Genomic DNA, 14,411 nt, shown 5'->3' on the forward strand with positions numbered 1-14,411 from the left:
GATCACTTACCTGACTTTCCGGCCTTGCGGCGCACGTTCTCGCCGGCGTAACGGACACCCTTGCCCTTGTACGGCTCGGGCTTCCGGAGCTTCCGGATGTTCGCCGCCACTTCGCCGACTGCCTGCTTGTCGATGCCGGCGACCGTGACCTTGTTGTTGCCCTCGACCGCGAAGCTGATGCCCGCGGGCGGCTCGACCGTGATCGAGTGGGAGTACCCGAGCGCGAACTCGAGGTTCGAGCCCTTCGCCTGCACGCGGTAACCGGTGCCGACGACCTCGAGGCCCTTGGTGTAGCCCTGGGTCACGCCGATGATGTTGTTGGCGATGAGGGTACGGGTCAGGCCGTGGAGCGAACGCGACTCGCGCTCGTCGTCCGGACGGGTGACGAGAACCTGGTTCTCCTCGACCTTGGCCTGGATGGGCTCCGCGATGACGAGCGCGAGCTCGCCCTTCGGGCCCTTGACCGCCACGCTCTGACCGTCAACGGAGACGGTCACGCCGGCGGGGATGTCGATGGGAAGACGTCCGATTCGTGACATTGTCGATCACCACACGTAGGCGAGGACTTCCCCACCCACGCCCTTCTGCTCGGCTTCGCGGTCGGTCAGCAGGCCGGACGAGGTCGAGAGGATCGCCACGCCGAGGCCACCGAGGACCTGGGGGATCTCCGTCGACTTCGCGTAGACCCGGAGGCCCGGCTTCGACACGCGCTTGATGCCGGCGATCGAACGCTCGCGCTCGGGGCCGTACTTCAGGTCGATGGTGAGGGTCTGCCCGACTCGGGCGTCCTCCACCTTCCACTCGCTGATGTAGCCCTCACGCTTGAGGATGTCGGCGATGTTCTTCTTGAGCTTGGAGCTCGGGAGCGCGACGGCGTCGTGGTGCGCGGAGTTCGCGTTCCGCAATCTGGTCAGCATGTCTGCGACCGGATCGGTCATCGTCATGATGTTCGTCCATTTCTCGCCTGGTTTCGACACCCGTTCCACGAATGCCGACCTGAGCGATCGAGTGATCCCGGGGCGGTTCCCCAGGATCGGTGTGTTCGTGCGTGCGGGCCGGAGGACGTGGATCCTCCGGCCCGCACCGCCCGAAGTAGTTTAGACCGTCTGCTCGTTGGAGCGGAACGGGAAGCCGAGCTGACGGAGCAGCGCGCGTCCCTCGTCGTCCGTCTTCGCGGTGGTGACGACAGTGATGTCGAAGCCGCGGACACGGTCGATCCGGTCCTGGTCGATCTCGTGGAACACGGACTGCTCCGAGAGACCGAACGTGTAGTTGCCGTTCCCGTCGAACTGCTTGTCGCTGAGACCGCGGAAGTCGCGGATGCGGGGCAGTGCGAGGGAGATCAGGCGGTCGAGGAACTCCCAGGCGCGGTCACCACGGAGGGTGACGTGCGCACCGATCGCCTGACCCTCGCGCAGCTTGAACTGCGCGATGGACTTGCGAGCGATGTTGACCTGGGGCTTCTGACCCGTGATCGCCGTGAGGTCCTTGATGGCCCCCTCGATGATCTTCGAGTCGCGAGCGGCCTCGCCGACACCGGTGTTCACGACGACCTTGACCAGGCCGGGGACCTGGTTGACGTTCGCGTAGCCGAACTGCTCGGTGAGCGTGGCCTTGATCTCGTCCTTGTACTTCTGCTTGAGGCGCGGCTGGGCCTTGGGGGCCTCAGTCGTTGCAGTCGTGTCAGTCATCAGAGCGTTTCACCTGACTTCTTGGCGTAGCGGACACGGACGGTCTTCTTGACCCCGCCCTTCTCCACCTCTTCGGTACGGAAGCCGACGCGGGTCGGCTTCTTCGTCTTCGGGTCGACGAGAGCGACGTTGGACACGTGGATCGAGGCTTCGTGCTTCTCGATGCCACCCGTCTTCGAGCCGCGCTGCGTCTGGCCGACGCGGACGTGCTTCGTGACGAAGTTCACGCCCTCGACGACGACGCGCTGCTTGTCCTTGAGGACCTCGATGACCTTGCCCTGCTTGCCACGGTCGCCGCCACGCTCCTGCGTCGCGCCCGTGATGACCTGGACGAGGTCACCCTTCTTGATGTTCGCCATGGCTTACAGCACCTCCGGCGCGAGCGAGATGATCTTCATGAACTTCTTGTCACGGAGCTCGCGACCGACCGGACCGAAGATGCGCGTGCCGCGCGGGTCGCCGTCGGCCTTGAGGATCACTGCCGCGTTCTCGTCGAACTTGATGTAGGAGCCGTCCTGACGACGGGTCTCCTTCTTGGTGCGAACGATGACCGCCTTCACGACGTCACCCTTCTTCACGTTGCCGCCGGGGATGGCGTCCTTCACCGTGGCGACGATGACGTCACCGAGACCGGCGTAGCGACGACCCGAACCACCGAGCACGCGGATGGTCAAGATCTCCTTGGCACCCGTGTTGTCGGCGATCTTCAGGCGGGATTCCTGCTGAATCACTGCTGTCTCCTATTCCGAAGCAGGCCGAGGCCTACTTGGCCTTCTCGAGGATCTCGACCAGGCGCCAGCGCTTGGAAGCGCTGAGGGGACGGGTCTCGCTGATCACGACGAGGTCGCCGACACCAGCGGTGCCGAGCTCGTCGTGGGCCTTCACCTTGGACGTGCGACGGATGATCTTGCCGTAGAGCGCGTGCTTCACGCGGTCCTCGACCTCGACCACGATGGTCTTGTCCATCTTGTCGCTGGTCACGTAGCCGCGACGCGTCTTGCGGTAGCCGCGAGTGAGGGCGGCGGAGGTCTTCTCTTCGTTCGCCATTACTTCTCCTCGGCGGTCTCGGCCTCGGTCGACTCAGCCGGCTTGTCAGCCTTCTTCGTCGTCTTCTTGGCCTTGGTGGCGGTCTCGACGGGCGCGGGAGTGGCACGGATGCCGAGCTCGCGCTCGCGGAGGACGGTGTAGATGCGAGCGATGTCGCGCTTGACGGCACGGAGACGACCGTGGCTCTCCAGCTGGCCGGTGGCCGACTGGAAGCGGAGGTTGAAGAGTTCCTCCTTGGCCTTCTTCAGCTCGTCAGCGAGACGCTCGTTCTCGAACGTGTCGAGCTCCGTCGGACGGAGCTCCTTGGAACCGATCGCCATTATGCGTCGCCCTCCTCGCGCTTGATGATGCGTGCCTTGAGGGGCAGCTTGTGGATTGCACGGGTCAGCGCCTCACGGGCGATGTCCTCGGTGACGCCGGAGAGCTCGAAGAGCACACGACCCGGCTTGACGTTGGCGACCCACCACTCGGGCGAGCCCTTACCGGAACCCATGCGGGTCTCAGCCGGCTTCTTCGTGAGCGGACGGTCCGGGTAGATGTTGATCCAGACCTTGCCGCCACGCTTGATGTGACGCGTCATGGCGATACGAGCGGACTCGATCTGACGGTTGGTCACGTACGCCGGGGTGAGGGCCTGGATGCCGTAGTCGCCGAAGCTGACCTTGGTACCACCGGTTGCCTGACCCGAACGCTTCGGGTGGTGCTGCTTACGGTGCTTGACTCGACGGGGAATAAGCATGGTTACGCCTCAACTCCTGCGCCGGCCGGCGCGTCCTGCGGGGCCTGCTGCGGGCGGCGGTCACCGCGGTCGCCGCCACGACGGTCGCCGCCACGGTCGCCACGCTCACCGCGCGGGCCGCCACGACGCTCGGGGCGCGACGAACGCTGGTTCGCCTGCTCGCGAGCGAGCTCCTTGTTCGTGATGTCGCCCTTGTAGATCCAGACCTTCACGCCGATGCGGCCGAACGTGGTCCGGGCCTCGTAGAAGCCGTAGTCGATGTTCGCGCGGAGGGTGTGCAGCGGCACACGGCCTTCGCGGTAGAACTCCGAACGGGACATCTCGGCGCCGCCGAGACGGCCCGACACCTGGATGCGGACACCCTTGGCGCCGGCGCGCTGTGCACCCTGCAGGCCCTTGCGCATGGCGCGACGGAACGCGACACGAGCGGAGAGCTGCTCGGCGATGCCCTGCGCGACGAGCTGGGCCTCGGTCTCGGGGTTCTTGACCTCGAGGATGTTCAGCTGGATCTGCTTCTTGGTGAGCTTCTCGAGCTCACCGCGAACGCGCTCCGCCTCGGCGCCGCGGCGGCCGATGACGATGCCCGGACGCGCCGTGTGGATGTCCACGCGGACACGGTCACGGGTGCGCTCGAGCTCGATGCGAGCAACACCGGCGCGGTCGAGGGTCTTCTTCAGGTACTCGCGCACCTTGATGTCCTCGGCCACGTAGTCGGCGTAGCGCTGACCGGCCTTCTTGCTGTCGGTGAACCAGTGCGAGACGTGGTCCGTCGTGATCCCGAGACGGAAGCCGTACGGGTTGACCTTCTGGCCCATTAGTTGCTCGCCTTCTTGCTCGTCGCGGCAGCCTCGGCCTCTTCCGGCGTCGCGAGGACGACCGTGATGTGGCTGGTGCGCTTGTTGATGCGGAAGGCCCGGCCCTGGGCGCGCGGCTGGAACCGCTTCAGGGTCGTTCCCTCGTCGACGAAGACGCGGCTCACGTAGAGGTCGCGCTCGTCGAGGAAGCTGTTCGTCGAGTCAGCCTTCACCCGGGCGTTCGCGATCGCCGAGGCGACCAGCTTGTACACGGGCTCCGAAGCGCCCTGGGGGGCGAACTTCAGGATGGCGAGCGCCTCGTGGGCCTGCTTGCCGCGGATCAGCTCGATGACGCGACGGGCCTTCTGAGGCGTGACGCGGATGTGTCGCACGCGTGCGATCGACTCCACCATTTCGTTCCTCCTCTGCGTCCCCGCGTTAGCGGCGACGGCCCTTCTTGTCGTCCTTCACGTGACCACGGAAGGTGCGGGTCGGCGCGAACTCGCCGAGCTTGTGACCGACCATCGACTCGGTGACGAACACCGGGATGTGCTTGCGGCCGTCGTGCACCGCGATGGTGTGACCGAGCATGTTCGGGACGATCATCGACCGTCGCGACCAGGTACGGATCACGTTCTTGGTGTTGGCCTCGTTCTGCGTGACGACCTTGCGGAGCAGGTGCTCGTCGACGAAGGGGCCCTTCTTCAGACTGCGTGGCATCTTCTGAACTCCTACTTGCGCTTCTTGCCGGCGTTACGGCGACGGACGATGAGCTTGTCGCTCGGCTTGTTCGGCTTGCGCGTGCGACCCTCGGCCTGGCCCCAGGGGCTGACCGGGTGACGACCACCGGAGGTCTTGCCCTCGCCACCACCGTGGGGGTGGTCGACCGGGTTCATCGCGACACCACGCACGGTCGGGCGGACGCCCTTCCAGCGCATGCGGCCGGCCTTGCCCCAGTTGATGTTCGACTGCTCGGCGTTGCCGACCTCGCCGATCGTGGCGCGGCAGCGTGCGTCGACGTTGCGGACCTCGCCCGACGGCAGACGGAGCTGCGCGTAGGGGCCGTCCTTGGCGACGAGACGGACCGAAGCGCCAGCCGAGCGGGCCATCTTCGCGCCGCCACCGGGGCGGAGCTCGATGGCGTGCACGACGGTACCCACGGGGATGTTGCGCAGCGGCAGGTTGTTGCCGGGCTTGATGTCGGCGCCGGGGCCCTGCTCGATGACGTCGCCCTGCTTGAGCTTGTTCGGCGCGATGATGTACCGCTTCGTGCCGTCCACGTAGTGCAGGAGCGCGATGCGCGCAGTGCGGTTGGGGTCGTACTCGATGTGAGCGACCTTGGCGTCCACGCCGTCCTTGTCGGAGCGACGGAAGTCGATCACGCGGTACTGGCGCTTGTGGCCACCACCGATGTGACGCGTGGTGATGCGGCCGGAGCTGTTGCGACCACCGGTCTTCGGCAGCGGACGAAGCAGGGACTTCTCCGGAGTCGAACGGGTGATCTCAGCGAAGTCGGCGACCGACGAGCCGCGACGACCGGGGGTCGTCGGCTTGTAGTTACGAATAGCCATGATTTATCCCTCTGGTCCTCAGCCGACAGCCGTGAAGATGTCGATCGAACCGGACTTGAGCGTCACGATGGCGCGCTTGGTGTCCTTGCGCTTGCCGAGACCGAACTTGGTGCGACGGGTCTTGCCCGGGCGGTTCAGCGTGTTGATGCTCGCGACCTTGACCTCGAAGATCTTCTCGATGGCGAGCTTGATCTCGGTCTTGTTCGAACGGGGGTCCACGATGAACGTGTACTTGCCCTGGTCGATGAGCGCGTAGCTCTTCTCCGAGACGACCGGCGAGATGATGACGTCGCGCGGGTCCTTGTTGAAGCCGCTCATGCGGTGATCTCCTTCGCGGTCTTCGACGCGATGAAGGCGTCGAGGGCGCTCTTGCTGAAGACGACGGCGTCCGACTTGAGGACGTCGTAGGCGTTCAGCTGGCCGTACGAGAGCGCGTGGACGTTCGGCAGGTTGCGGATCGACTTGAGCGTCAGCTCGTCGTTCGACTCGAGCACGATCAGCACGTGCTTGACGGGCGCGACCTTCTCGAGGAGCGTGCGAGCGACCTTGGTCGACGGCACGTCGGCCTCGACGAAGCCGTCGACAGCCGAGATGCGGCCACCGCGGGCGCGGTCCGAGAGCGAGCCGAGCAGCGCTGCGGCGATCATCTTCTTGGGGGTGCGCTGCGAGTAGTCGCGGGGGGTCGGTCCGTGGACGACGCCACCACCGGTGTGCTCGGGAGCACGGACGGAACCCTGACGGGCGCGGCCGGTGCCCTTCTGCTTGAACGGCTTGCGACCGGCACCGCGGACTTCGCCGCGGTTCTTGGTCTTGTGGGTGCCCTGACGCGCGGCTGCGAGCTGCGCGGTGACGACCTGGTGGATCAGCGGGACGTTGGTCTCGACGTCGAAGAGAGCTGCGGGCAGCTCGACGGTGCCGGACTTGACACCCGATGCGTCGAGGACGTCGATCGTGGTTGCGGTCGTGGTGGCCATGATCACTTACCCTTCACGGCGGTGCGGACGAAGACGGAGCGGCCACGAGCACCGGGGACGGCGCCCTTGACGAGCAGCAGACCCTTCTCGGCGTCGACGGCGTGCACCGTGAGGTTGAGGACGGTCACGCGGTCGCCACCCATACGACCGGCCATGCGCATGCCCTTGAAGACACGTGACGGGGTCGAGGAAGCACCGATCGAGCCGGGCTTGCGGTGGTTGCGGTGTGCACCGTGCGAGGCGCCGACGCCGTGGAAGCCGTGGCGCTTCATGACACCGGCGAAGCCCTTGCCCTTGGAGGTACCGACGACGTCGACCTTCTGGCCCGCCGTGAACGTGCCGTCCACGGTGAGCTCCTGGCCGAGCGTGTACTCAGCGGAGTCGTTGGTCCGGATCTCGGTGAGGGTGCGACGCGGGGTCACGCCAGCGGCCTCGAAGTGGCCAGCGGCCGGCTTGTTGACCTTGCGCGGGTCGATGGCACCGGCGGCGATCTGGATCGCCTCGTAGCCGTCGCGCTCAGCGTTGCGGATCTGGGTGACCACGTTCGGGCCGACCTCGATCACGGTGACGGGGATGAACTTGTTGTTCTCGTCCCACACCTGGGTCATCCCGAGCTTCTTGCCGAGGAGGCCCTTGACGGTCTTGGTTGAGTTCGCCATTGGTCAGCCCCCTTACAGCTTGATCTCGATGTTGACGTCTGCAGGCAGGTCGAGTCGCATGAGCGAGTCAACGGCCTTCGGCGTCGGGTCGACGATGTCGATGACCCGCTTGTGCGTGCGCTTCTCGAAGTGCTCGCGCGAGTCCTTGTACTTGTGAGGAGAACGGATCACTGCGATCACGTTCTTCTCGGTGGGGAGTGGCACCGGGCCGACCACGGTTGCACCGGCACGGGTCACCGTGTCGACGATCTTCCGGGCCGACGTGTCGATGACCTCGTGGTCATACGACTTGAGCCGGATGCGGATCTTCTGTCCCGCCATGTGTCTCTTGTCCTCTCTCTGCGCCGCGCACCCGCAGGCCGCCTGACGCCGCTCGGCTCCGCATTGCTGCAGACCGTGCTGTTTTCCTGAACCAACCGGCCGCATCCGCTGGGGATGACCGCTGTTCACCTGTCAACCGCGCGGGCGACCTTGGCCGTCCAGCGTGGGCAATCGACTTCCTCGCACTCCGGGCGCAACAGTGTCGCGTCCGTCATGACCTCGGGGAGTCGTGTTCTGCTGCCTGCGGCCCAACCCAGCCCTGCTGAACAGGGGGGTTGTGCACTGCCAGAGCAGTGATCCTGCGGACTCGCACCCGCGGGGAATTCGGAACCGGACAAGTCTCGCATGTCCCGAGCCCACGTGCAACCCGGGCGTGTCGCGATGTGCCGGGCGTGTCGACACCGGCTCACTTCCCCGGATCCACGCGGATCGGACGGCCTGGAGGCACGGGTCGCCGCCGCAACGCGGAGCGCCCTCCGGACATGGTCCGGAGGGCGCTCGTGGAGACGGTTACTCGGCCGTCACCGGGGGGACGAACCACGGCGGGAAGACCGCCACGCGCGGCGCGTGGCCGCCGTGGTCGGCGAGCACCGCACGGACTGTCTGACGGGCCTTGTCGTTCGGGACACCGATCACCGCGACGGACGAGAACGGCACGCTCGGCCCCGCGAGGAGCTCGAGTCCGAGCATCTCGGGGTCGGAGAAGTCGGTGCGGCGGATCAGGTTCGTCCCGGCGTCGGGGCCGACGGCGAACCGGACGTCGTCGGCGTCGGCGTCCTGGTCGGCGACGACCACCGAGTCACCGAACGCCGAGACCGGGACGACGAGCACGACGTAGTCCACCGCGCGCGTGCGTCGGGCGGCGTCGGACCACCGCTCCCCGACGGCGCCGGTGCGGAGTTCGTCCCACCGGACGGCATCCGGCGACAGGGTGAAGGGCACGTGGCTCGCGATGGTGCTGCCGTCGGGCGCTTCGGCCTCGGCGCGTGCGCCCCGGGTCTCGGGGCTGCTGACGTCGACGGCGGGCTCCGCCTGGTCGGCCGCCAGGATGGCGCCGGACCCGACGATGCCGTCGAGGTTGTCGATGTGGGTCACGTGGTGCGCACGCAGCGACGCGAACACCCGAGCCTCGGGCAGGTCGGCCGACGACGACCGGAGCGACGTCGGTGAACGCAGCGACGTCCCGGGGCCGGAGGCCGGCGGGTCGACGCGCAGGTTGGTGGTGATGCGGGTCCGCCGTGGCGCCGGAGCGGCTGGGATCGCCGACTCCTCACGCTGCCGGGGCGCGCAGATGTCGCAGAGCTCGGTGGGGAAACCGTGGATGCACTCGTCAGTCACGACTGTTGTGGGTCCTTCCGTGCCGTGTGGGGTGGTCCGGCACGTCGACCAACGCTACGTCATCCGGACGCTCCGGGGGTCATTGTCGGTAGAGCAGTGCCCGGACCTCGGACTCGGCGGCGTGGATCCGGGCCGGATCGATGGTCTCGCCGTGCTCGTAGGCGTCGAGCAGCCGCGGGTCGATGTAGCTCTGCCGGCACACCGTCGGGGTGTTGCCGAGCTCGTCGCTCGCGGCCTCCACGGCATGGGACACCGCACGCTTCCGCTTCGCCTGCGACGACAGCGGACCGGTCTGCGCCAGGTCGACGGCCGCGGCCACCGTGCCGTGCAGGGTGCGGAAGTCCTTCGCCGTGAAGTCGTCACCCGCACGCTCCTTGACGTAGGCGTTGATGTCCTCGGCGGACAACGGCTCCCACTCGTCACCGCGGCGTTCGCGGAACGACAGCAGTCGGGCGTTCGGCCCGCGGCGCTTCATGCCGGCGATCACGGTCGCGAGGTCGGCGTCGTGGATCGACGACGACCACTCCTGCCCGCTCTTGCCGGGGAAGTCGAGCTCGATGTCGTCACCGGAGACGTGGGCGTGCGCGCACAGCAGGGTCGACAGTCCGCGGCTGCCGTGCTCGCTGGCGTACCGCTCCGAACCGACCCGCAGCGATCCCTGGTCGAGCATCCGGAACGCTGCGGCCAGCGCTCGGCGGCGATCGGGTTCCGGTCGTCGGAGGTCCTGCGTGACCCCGCGCCGTGCGACCGGCAGCGACTCCGCGAGGGCGAGCGCCCGGTCGTACTTGATCCGGTCCATCCGTTCGCGCCACGACGGGTGGTACATGTACTGGCGGCGTCCGGCTCCGTCGATGCCGGTCGCGAGGACGTGCCCGTTCTCGTACGGCGAGATCCAGACGTCGTCCCACGCCGGCGGGATGACGAGGTCCTCGAGCCGCTGACGCACCCCGGCATCGGTGACGGTCGCACCGTCGGGGTCGCGGTACGAGAAGCCGCGGCCACTCCGGACACGGTGGTAGCCACGACCGGAGGTCGTGGAACGGCGCAGACGAGTCACCCGGCCGAGCCAACTCCCCGGTGCCTGGGACGCCGTACGGGGCGGACGGACGCCGTCGTGGCGGGCGCACCCCGGGCCTCCCGTCCGCCGCCCGCCAGGGCCGTGAGCGGCCGACAGTGGCTCCGAGCGCTGCCATGTCGACCGGGGCAACGACACAGCGGGGCCGAGCCCGAAGGCTCGACCCCGCTGCGGCAGGTAACCGGAGTTACTTGAGGATCTTCTCGACCGTACCGGCGCCGACCGTACGACCACCCTCACGGATGGCGAAGCGGAGGCCCTCTTCCATGGCGATCGGCTGGATCAGCTCGACGGTCATGGCGACGGTGTCACCGGGCATGACCATCTCGGTGCCCTCGGGCAGCGTGATGACGCCGGTGACGTCCGTGGTGCGGAAGTAGAACTGCGGACGGTAGTTCGCGTAGAACGGGTTGTGACGCCCGCCCTCTTCCTTGGTCAGGATGTAGGAGTTCGCCTGGAACTCGGTGTGCGGCGTGACCGAACCCGGCTTCACGACGACCTGGCCGCGCTCCACGTCCTCGCGCTTGAGGCCACGGATGAGCAGACCGGTGTTGTCACCGGCGACCGCCTGGTCGAGCAGCTTGCGGAACATCTCGATGCCCGTGACCGTGGTCTTCTGCGTCGCGCGGATGCCGACGATCTCGACCTCGGCGTTCAGGTTGAGCGTTCCACGCTCGACACGACCGGTGACGACCGTTCCACGACCGGTGATCGTGAAGACGTCCTCGATCGGCATCAGGAAGGGCTGGTCGGTGGCGCGCACCGGGTCCGGCACGTGCTCGTCGACCTGGGCCATGAGCTCCTGGACCGACTTGACCCACTTCTCGTCGCCCTCGAGCGCCTTGAGCGCCGAGACCTGCACGACGGGGGCGTCCTCGTCGAACTGCTGCGAGCCGAGGAGCTCGCGGACCTCGAGCTCGACGAGCTCCAGGATCTCCTCGTCGTCCACCATGTCGGACTTGTTCAGCGCGACGACGATGTAGGGGACGCCGACCTGGCGGGCGAGCAGCACGTGCTCACGCGTCTGGGGCATCGGGCCGTCGGTGGCGGCGACCACGAGGATCGCGCCGTCCATCTGCGCCGCACCCGTGATCATGTTCTTCACGTAGTCGGCGTGACCGGGGGCGTCGACGTGCGCGTAGTGACGCTTCTCGGTCTGGTACTCGACGTGCGAGATGTTGATCGTGATGCCGCGCTGGCGCTCCTCGGGAGCGTTGTCGATCTGCGCGAAGTCACGGGCCTCGTTGAGGTCCGGGTACTGGTCGTGCAGAACCTTGGTGATCGCCGCCGTGAGCGTGGTCTTGCCGTGGTCGACGTGACCGATGGTTCCGATGTTGACGTGCGGCTTGGTGCGCTCGAACTTGGCCTTGGCCACTGTGGGTCCTCCTCAGGACTCGGAAGCGTCATCCCCGGCCGGCCCTGGATGGGCTCGCGACCGTTGATGCGCGGTGTGTGTCTGTACTTTACTTGGTGGCGAGGGGCCCGTCGCCGGGCACCCCCGCCTGTGGAGAAGCGCTGAGCGCTACTCCCCCGCGTTCTTCGCGATGATCTCCTCGGCGACCTTGGCCGGGACCTGGCTGTAGGTCTCGAAGGTCATCGAGTAGACCGCACGACCAGAGGTCTTCGACCGCAGGTCGCCGACGTAGCCGAACATCTCGGACAGCGGCACGCTCGCGCGGACCACCTTGACGCCCGAGGCGTCCTCCATCGAGGCGATCTGGCCACGACGGGAGTTCAGGTCACCGATGACGTCGCCCATGTACTCCTCAGGAGTACGGACCTCGACGGCCATGATCGGCTCGAGGATCGCGGGACCGGCCTTGCGGGCCGCTTCCTTGTAGGCGATGGAACCGGCGATCTTGAACGCCATCTCGGACGAGTCGACGTCGTGCGCCGCGCCGTCCTTGAGGATGGCCTTCACGCCGACGGTCGGGTAGCCCGCGAGGATGCCGACCTGCATGGCGTCCTGGATACCGGCGTCGACCGAGGGGATGTACTCGCGCGGGACACGGCCACCGGAGGTCGCGTTGACGAACTCGTAGACCTTCTCGCTCGTGACCTCCATCGGCTCGAGCGCGATCTGCACCTTCGCGAACTGACCGGAACCACCGGTCTGCTTCTTGTGGGTGTAGTCGTAGCGCTCGACGATCTTGGTGAGCGTCTCGCGGTAGGCCACCTGGGGCTTGCCGACGCTCGCCTCGACGTGGAACTCGCGCTTCATGCGGTCGACGAGGATGTCGAGGTGGAGCTCGCCCATGCCCTTGATCGTCGTCTGACCGGTCTCGGCGTTGAGCTCGACGCGGAACGTCGGGTCCTCTTCGGCGAGCTTCTGGATGGCCGTGGAGAGCTTCTCCTGGTCAGCCTTCGTGTTCGGCTCGATCGCGACCTCGATGACCGGCTCCGGGAACGTCATCGACTCGAGGACGACCTGGTTGGTCGGGTCGCACAGGGTGTCACCGGTGGTGGTGTCCTTGAGGCCGATGACCGCGTAGATGTGGCCAGCGGTCACGTTGGCGACCGGGTTCTCCTTGTTGGAGTGCATCTGGAAGATCTTCCCGATGCGCTCCTTCTTGCCCTTGGTCGAGTTGATGACCTGTGCGCCGGACTCGATCGAGCCGGAGTACACGCGGACGTAGGTGAGGCGACCGAAGAAGGGGTGCACCGCGACCTTGAACGCGAGAGCCGAGAACGGCTCCGACGCGTCGGGCTTGCGGATGATCTCCTTCTCCTCGTCCTTGACGTCGTGGCCGATCATCGGCGGCACGTCGAGCGGGGACGGGAGGTAGTCGATGACGGCGTCGAGCATCGGCTGGACACCGCGGTTCTTGAACGCGGAACCGCACAGCACCGGGTAGAGCGTGCTGCTCACGGTGAGGGCGCGGATCGCGGCCTTGATCTCGTCGACCGAGAAGTCGGTGTCGCCCTCGAGGTAACGCTCCATGAGGACGTCGTCCGCCTCGGCCACGCGCTCGATGAGCTTCTCGCGGTACTCGGCGGCGCGGTCCTGCAGGTCGGCCGGGATCTCTTCGATCTCGTACTTCGCACCCATCGCGACGTCACCCTTGGCGTCGCCGCGCCAGGTGAGTGCACGCATCTGGACGAGGTCGACGACGCCTTCGAACGAGCTCTCCGAACCGATCGGCAGCTGGAGCACGAGGGGCTCCGCACCGAGGCGGTTGATGATCGTGTCGACGGTGTAGTAGAAGTCCGCGCCGAGCTTGTCCATCTTGTTGACGAAGCAGATGCGCGGGACGTTGTACTTGTCAGCCTGACGCCACACGGTCTCGGACTGGGGCTCGACGCCCTCCTTGCCGTCGAAGACGGCAACCGCACCGTCGAGGACGCGGAGCGAACGCTCCACCTCGACCGTGAAGTCCACGTGACCGGGGGTGTCGATGATGTTGATCTGGTTGTTGTCCCAGAAGCAGGTCGTCGCGGCCGACGTGATCGTGATGCCGCGCTCCTGCTCCTGCGCCATCCAGTCCATCGTGGCAGCGCCGTCGTGGACCTCACCGATCTTGTGCGTGATGCCCGTGTAGAACAGGATGCGCTCGGTCGTCGTGGTCTTGCCGGCATCGATGTGCGCCATGATGCCGATGTTGCGGACCTTGTTCAGGTCGGTGAGCACGTCCTGTGCCACAGGGTTCCTCCGGAAGAGTTGTAGGAGAGGTTGGCGGCCGTCCGGGCGCCGGGGTTCTTGACCACCGGTGCCCGGACGGTGCCGGGACTACCAGCGGTAGTGGGCGAAGGCCTTGTTCGACTCGGCCATCTTGTGCGTGTCCTCGCGGCGCTTGACCGCGGCACCGAGACCGTTCGACGCGTCGAGGATCTCGTTCATGAGACGCTCGGTCATCGTCTTCTCGCGACGGGCCTTGGCGTACGAGGTCAGCCAGCGGAGCGCGAGGGTGTTCGCGCGGTGCGGCTTGACCTCGACCGGGACCTGGTAGGTCGAGCCACCGACGCGGCGGCTGCGGACCTCGAGGGTCGGACGGACGTTGTCGAGCGCCTTCTTGAGCGTGACGACAGCATCCTGCTGGTTCTTGGCAGTGACGCCCTCGAGTGCACCGTAGACGATGCGCTCGGCGAGGCCCTTCTTGCCGTCGAGCAGGATCTTGTTGACGAGCTGGCTGACGATCGGCGCACCGTAGACCGGGTCGGCGACGACGGGACGCTTGGGGGCGGGACCCTTACGAGGCATCTAA

21 protein-coding genes are annotated in these 14,411 nt (G+C 66.8%); all 21 read right to left on the reverse strand.

The window, feature by feature from the left end; all coding sequences use genetic code 11:
* Positions 1 to 2: 2 nt before the first annotated feature.
* The 21 genes from rplF to rpsG all read right to left on the reverse strand — a co-directional run bounded on the left by rplF (position 3) and on the right by rpsG (position 14,407).
* Complete coding sequence (gene rplF, locus ITJ69_RS00840; RefSeq protein ID WP_111083459.1) at positions 3 to 539, reverse strand: 50S ribosomal protein L6; 537 nt, start codon at positions 537 to 539, stop codon at positions 3 to 5.
* Between the two features lie 6 nt (positions 540 to 545).
* Positions 546 to 944 carry a 30S ribosomal protein S8 gene (gene rpsH / locus ITJ69_RS00845; protein WP_017885519.1) on the reverse strand — a complete coding sequence of 133 codons (399 nt, stop codon included), beginning with the start codon at positions 942 to 944 and terminating at the stop codon, positions 546 to 548.
* A gap of 153 nt (positions 945 to 1,097) precedes the next feature.
* On the reverse strand, positions 1,098 to 1,691 hold the full coding sequence (gene rplE, locus ITJ69_RS00850; protein WP_111083460.1) for a 50S ribosomal protein L5: 594 nt from the start codon (positions 1,689 to 1,691) through the stop codon (positions 1,098 to 1,100).
* The gene (gene rplX, locus ITJ69_RS00855) at positions 1,691 to 2,050 is read right to left on the reverse strand and encodes a 50S ribosomal protein L24 (protein ID WP_111083461.1); all 360 of its coding nucleotides are present in this window, start codon (positions 2,048 to 2,050) and stop codon (positions 1,691 to 1,693) included. The genes rplE and rplX overlap by 1 nt, the downstream gene beginning before the upstream one ends.
* A 3-nt stretch (positions 2,051 to 2,053) precedes the next feature.
* Positions 2,054 to 2,422, reverse strand: a complete 369-nt coding sequence (gene rplN, locus ITJ69_RS00860; protein WP_111083462.1) for a 50S ribosomal protein L14 — start codon at positions 2,420 to 2,422, stop codon at positions 2,054 to 2,056.
* Positions 2,423 to 2,453: 31 nt separating this feature from the next.
* Positions 2,454 to 2,738, reverse strand: a complete 285-nt coding sequence (gene rpsQ, locus ITJ69_RS00865; RefSeq protein ID WP_111083463.1) for a 30S ribosomal protein S17 — start codon at positions 2,736 to 2,738, stop codon at positions 2,454 to 2,456.
* Positions 2,738 to 3,058 carry a 50S ribosomal protein L29 gene (gene rpmC, locus ITJ69_RS00870; RefSeq protein WP_111083464.1) on the reverse strand — a complete coding sequence of 107 codons (321 nt, stop codon included), beginning with the start codon at positions 3,056 to 3,058 and terminating at the stop codon, positions 2,738 to 2,740. Before rpmC ends, rpsQ begins: the two co-directional genes overlap by 1 nt.
* The gene (gene rplP, locus ITJ69_RS00875) at positions 3,058 to 3,477 is read right to left on the reverse strand and encodes a 50S ribosomal protein L16 (protein WP_111083465.1); all 420 of its coding nucleotides are present in this window, start codon (positions 3,475 to 3,477) and stop codon (positions 3,058 to 3,060) included. The genes rpmC and rplP overlap by 1 nt, the downstream gene beginning before the upstream one ends.
* A gap of 2 nt (positions 3,478 to 3,479) precedes the next feature.
* Positions 3,480 to 4,292: a 30S ribosomal protein S3 gene (rpsC, locus tag ITJ69_RS00880; protein WP_017885527.1), complete on the reverse strand. Its 813-nt coding sequence runs from the start codon at positions 4,290 to 4,292 to the stop codon at positions 3,480 to 3,482.
* Complete coding sequence (gene rplV / locus ITJ69_RS00885) at positions 4,292 to 4,684, reverse strand: 50S ribosomal protein L22 (protein ID WP_111083466.1); 393 nt, start codon at positions 4,682 to 4,684, stop codon at positions 4,292 to 4,294. The genes rpsC and rplV overlap by 1 nt, the downstream gene beginning before the upstream one ends.
* 25 nt (positions 4,685 to 4,709) lie before the next feature.
* Positions 4,710 to 4,991, reverse strand: coding sequence for a 30S ribosomal protein S19 (rpsS, locus tag ITJ69_RS00890; protein WP_017885529.1), 282 nt, complete (start codon positions 4,989 to 4,991; stop codon positions 4,710 to 4,712).
* Between the two features lie 11 nt (positions 4,992 to 5,002).
* Entirely contained in the window at positions 5,003 to 5,842 is an 840-nt protein-coding gene (rplB, locus tag ITJ69_RS00895) for a 50S ribosomal protein L2 (RefSeq protein ID WP_111083467.1), read from the reverse strand.
* Positions 5,843 to 5,860: 18 nt separating this feature from the next.
* Entirely contained in the window at positions 5,861 to 6,160 is a 300-nt protein-coding gene (gene rplW, locus ITJ69_RS00900) for a 50S ribosomal protein L23 (protein WP_111083468.1), read from the reverse strand.
* Complete coding sequence (gene rplD, locus ITJ69_RS00905; RefSeq protein ID WP_111083469.1) at positions 6,157 to 6,816, reverse strand: 50S ribosomal protein L4; 660 nt, start codon at positions 6,814 to 6,816, stop codon at positions 6,157 to 6,159. Before rplD ends, rplW begins: the two co-directional genes overlap by 4 nt.
* Positions 6,817 to 6,818: 2 nt before the next feature.
* Positions 6,819 to 7,475: a 50S ribosomal protein L3 gene (gene rplC / locus ITJ69_RS00910; protein WP_027466731.1), complete on the reverse strand. Its 657-nt coding sequence runs from the start codon at positions 7,473 to 7,475 to the stop codon at positions 6,819 to 6,821.
* Between the two features lie 12 nt (positions 7,476 to 7,487).
* Positions 7,488 to 7,796, reverse strand: a complete 309-nt coding sequence (rpsJ, locus tag ITJ69_RS00915; RefSeq protein WP_017885534.1) for a 30S ribosomal protein S10 — start codon at positions 7,794 to 7,796, stop codon at positions 7,488 to 7,490.
* Between the two features lie 510 nt (positions 7,797 to 8,306).
* Positions 8,307 to 9,134: a DarT ssDNA thymidine ADP-ribosyltransferase family protein gene (locus ITJ69_RS00920; protein ID WP_159571794.1), complete on the reverse strand. Its 828-nt coding sequence runs from the start codon at positions 9,132 to 9,134 to the stop codon at positions 8,307 to 8,309.
* A gap of 79 nt (positions 9,135 to 9,213) precedes the next feature.
* A complete protein-coding gene (locus ITJ69_RS00925) occupies positions 9,214 to 10,191 on the reverse strand; it encodes a DNA topoisomerase IB (RefSeq protein WP_194671734.1) in 978 nt (325 codons plus the stop codon).
* Positions 10,192 to 10,396: 205 nt separating this feature from the next.
* Entirely contained in the window at positions 10,397 to 11,584 is a 1,188-nt protein-coding gene (gene tuf, locus ITJ69_RS00930) for an elongation factor Tu (protein WP_123293136.1), read from the reverse strand.
* Between the two features lie 147 nt (positions 11,585 to 11,731).
* Positions 11,732 to 13,849: an elongation factor G gene (gene fusA / locus ITJ69_RS00935; RefSeq protein ID WP_111083473.1), complete on the reverse strand. Its 2,118-nt coding sequence runs from the start codon at positions 13,847 to 13,849 to the stop codon at positions 11,732 to 11,734.
* A gap of 87 nt (positions 13,850 to 13,936) precedes the next feature.
* The gene (gene rpsG, locus ITJ69_RS00940; protein WP_055950927.1) at positions 13,937 to 14,407 is read right to left on the reverse strand and encodes a 30S ribosomal protein S7; all 471 of its coding nucleotides are present in this window, start codon (positions 14,405 to 14,407) and stop codon (positions 13,937 to 13,939) included.
* Positions 14,408 to 14,411: the final 4 nt, after the last annotated feature.

The sequence above is a fragment of the Curtobacterium sp. VKM Ac-2887 genome (genome assembly GCF_015350935.1).
Lineage (GTDB): Bacteria > Actinomycetota > Actinomycetes > Actinomycetales > Microbacteriaceae > Curtobacterium.